3 protein-coding genes are annotated in these 3,439 nt (G+C 39.3%); all 3 read right to left on the reverse strand.

The window, feature by feature from the left end; genetic code table 11:
• Window positions 1-135: 135 nt before the first annotated feature.
• The 3 genes from I2I33_RS20095 to I2I33_RS20105 are packed head-to-tail and all read right to left on the reverse strand — an operon-like array spanning window position 136 to window position 3,305.
• Window positions 136-1,104, reverse strand: coding sequence for a hypothetical protein (locus I2I33_RS20095; RefSeq protein WP_087421616.1), 969 nt, complete (start codon window positions 1,102-1,104; stop codon window positions 136-138).
• Between the two features lie 41 nt (window positions 1,105-1,145).
• On the reverse strand, window positions 1,146-2,312 hold the full coding sequence (locus tag I2I33_RS20100; protein WP_087421615.1) for a porin: 1,167 nt from the start codon (window positions 2,310-2,312) through the stop codon (window positions 1,146-1,148).
• Between the two features lie 51 nt (window positions 2,313-2,363).
• The gene (locus I2I33_RS20105) at window positions 2,364-3,305 is read right to left on the reverse strand and encodes an HAD family hydrolase (protein WP_118305707.1); all 942 of its coding nucleotides are present in this window, start codon (window positions 3,303-3,305) and stop codon (window positions 2,364-2,366) included.
• Window positions 3,306-3,439 lie beyond the last annotated feature (134 nt).

Consider the following 3,439-nt stretch of genomic DNA (forward strand, 5'->3'; position numbering starts at 1 on the left):
GGGGTCAACGATACCAAATTCTTCATCTTCCGCCTATGCAACCTTTATGCCTAAACACAGCTTTTTTACTATGCGCCGTTTTTTATAAAACCTTCGGGGATCGTCTATTTCTAACTCAAATTCCTTCGCTAAAAATTATTTTACTTTCTCGTAGATATAAAGTTCATGAATTTCTCCGGTATACCCTTCTTCCTTGAACGGACCTTGTGACATACCAAGAACGATTAATGTACCACGATTATTTAAAACAACCAAATCATCATTTACCGGGTCAATTGAAAGACCTTCAATCTCTCCAGAACGACGGAAATCACTCATCTCACGAAACAATTCAACTCTTCCGGCTTTTGCCCCTGCAGCAATTTTACCTTTACGCATTACAGGCTTTCCGTTTTTGTCAAGTTTCACACTGAACGGAGTATCTTTAACCACTTCAGTTCCTTCCTGCAAACCGGTGAAATGCACTTCCGTAATGTCAGCAACATAAATATTATCAGGAATATTATATAAAGATTCTCCATCATCTGAAGTGAAAAGCATTTTCCCGTCAGCGATAAAGATTCCTTGGCACCAGTAGGGAGTCGGACGACATTGCATTTTCGTGTAGTATTGTCCTGTTTCAAGACTATAGCAATACACGTAACGACTATCCACCCAGTCAGACATCCAAACCATATTTTTCTCACGATCAACAGCAAGCCCAGACACCTCTACCTGTCCTGATTCAGGAGACCAAGGAAGATCACGTTTCCATTTTAAAGTCTCTGCGTCATAAATTGACACGGCAATATTGTAACCACGTCCGTATTCAAATTTCTCAATACCGCAATAGATCTCTCCATTGTACACGTCAATATCACCAAAGTGGTTAGCAATTTTAGGATTCTGGAACGGTTGATCGTTCTTCATGACAAGATTACCTTGCTTATCATACTTATAAAGAACTTTGGTGTCGGAAACATAATAATAGTTACTGTCGATAGCAATTCCTTGACGTCCTGCCACGGGAATAACTCTTTTCAATCGATACTCAGTTCCCAGATGTTGGGCACTTGCAGACATTCCTACAAAAAGTAATGCCAGAGCGAAAAATAATTTATTCATAATCCAATAATTTAATTTGTTGGTAAAAAGATTGAGTATTATTAGAATTTAAGAAGACACATGATTTGCAAGCTATTACCCGTACCGGTTCTTGTTCCAGCATCTTTTACCTTATCAGGATAAGCCGAAATGGTATAATTTACCTGGAACTTAACATCCTTGATTATTTCATAGGTACAACCTAAAAGGAAGTTATCCTTGTTGTTTGCAGAAGTCTTGGCTGCTTTGTCACGGTACATATCATAACGTACAACCGGTAAGAACTTACCAATTTTATACGCCGCAAGCACATAAAAACCATCTTCTTTCACGTTAGCATCATCACTTTGAATATGGCCGTATTCTGCACGAACGTCAAGACCATTCGGATCATAATACCAAGCACCGGTGATAAAACGATTCATCGGAAGATAATCCTTCGCATCTCCATTTTCGTTCAAACCTTTATATTCTCCCCAATTGTAACAACCGATGATACGCAATTTCTCTACCGGACGGATTGTGATACGACCCACAAAATCTTTCGATTTATTGTCATCGTTCAATGTCGGGAGATAACCGTTCGTCAATGATAACTGATAACTCAGATAGCTAAATTTTTGATCTCTGCTTTTGAAAAGGTCTCCATAAGCCATCACTCCAAGATCACGACCATAATCAATAAGATCTGCAGAAGAGATCGCATTACGACACACCATACGGTAACAGATGTTCGAGAAATCCACGGTCTCTAAAGTAGACGGGGAAATATCATAATTCTCGAAACCAAGCGGCAAATAGTATTGACCTGCACGGAAATGCAAAGCATCAGTGATATGAGCGTTAACAAAAGCGTCCATTACCGTGATCACTTTTTTCTTGTAGGCAGAATTATCAACCGATCCGGAGAAACACTCCAACTGGGCACGAAAATCAAAGGTTTTTGAAACTTTTTTATCAATGATCAAACGCATACGTTTCAATTGGAATGATGATCTGTTATCCCCATTCTTGTCCCCCCAGTTATAACCGGTTTGAATATAACCAGAGAATTTAGGCAATATCGAAAGAAGTTTATTTACTTGTTTTGTAAGGTCGTCGTTATTGGCTTGTGCGACCTCGCTTTTCGTGTTAGAAGGTTCGTCTTTATCAGACTCGGCCCGGGCAATTGTACATACAAAAAGGGCACAACATAACACCAATACATTTAATAAATAGTTTTTTTTCATAATGACATAAATTAAGTTTATTGTAACTATGCGGGATAATTCTTCACAGAATTATTCTTTAGGATTAATCACATTTTCTCTGATTCCCCACTCCGAAGTATGGAAACGCACTTTCGGATCTCGGACATCATTGCACCGAACAATAACGGCTCCTTCTTTTTCCCAGTACTCTTTCACCGTTAGACCATGCATTGGACCATCTTCCGGCCCTCGGACAGTTTTATCATCCGGGTTTACCACAATCTTCAAACCACAAGACTGGTTTAGCATATCCATGTCTCCCCGGCTATTCCCCCCTACTACAAGTGGACGAGTTTTAATGAAAGTCGGGATAACATTCGCTTTCCCATCATCTTGCGGAATCGGTAACACGATCTCATTTGTCAACACCCCATCTACCACGACAGACTTCATCCCGAGAATATTTACTTCAGGGATTCCCAATTCCTCTGATAAAAATTTTTGATATAAAAACTCGGGAGAAGCTGTCAATATCCAAACCTCAAATCCATACTCTTTCAAATTAGCTATAAGCTGTTTCATTTCCGGGTAAAACTTTCCTTGATATGACTCCACATAGCAATCATACCCCAACTTTGCCACTTCCTCCGGAGTCATTCCCGCCAAAAAGTGGGCACGATCTTCGACATAAACTTTCCCCACGTTATTACCGTCTTTTACCATCCGATTCAAAATAGCCATTTTTTCCTTGGAAACTTTATCATTTTTGCCCTTATAATATTTATCCGCATAACGATATAAAGCTTCATCCGCCAAATAGTGCGGTGCTTGCCCGATCACAGTTCCATCCCCGTCGAATACCGCTACTTTACGAATATTCATGGTCAAAGTCGTATTCAAGAATGTTTCAATTCTCTCATTAATTTCCTTTGACCACCCCTTGATCTCCCGGTAAGTCTGCGCGTAAATCGAGGACGTAATGAATAGCAACAATATAACCACTATTCCTTTCGTCAAATGTTTTGTATTCATACAATTTATTTTTTATTGTTGATCAGAATAATTCTATTTCTTCACCTCAATAAGGCATCATTATTTTCTATTTTGCACCAGGTATTGTTCCTCCTTGTAAGTAAAGCCGACGAAAACGATCGACAAGGCACAAG

The sequence above is a fragment of the Butyricimonas sp. BSD2780061689_150309_C8 genome, from assembly GCF_015560935.1.
Classification (GTDB): domain Bacteria; phylum Bacteroidota; class Bacteroidia; order Bacteroidales; family Marinifilaceae; genus Butyricimonas; species Butyricimonas paravirosa.

Coding starts and splice junctions, on each gene's coding strand:
- I2I33_RS20095 (WP_087421616.1), bottom strand. CDS start 1,104: ATGAATAAATTATTTTTCGCTCTGGCATTACTTTTTGTAGGAATGTCT.
- I2I33_RS20100 (WP_087421615.1), bottom strand. CDS start 2,312: ATGAAAAAAAACTATTTATTAAATGTATTGGTGTTATGTTGTGCCCTT.
- I2I33_RS20105 (WP_118305707.1), bottom strand. CDS start 3,305: ATGAATACAAAACATTTGACGAAAGGAATAGTGGTTATATTGTTGCTA.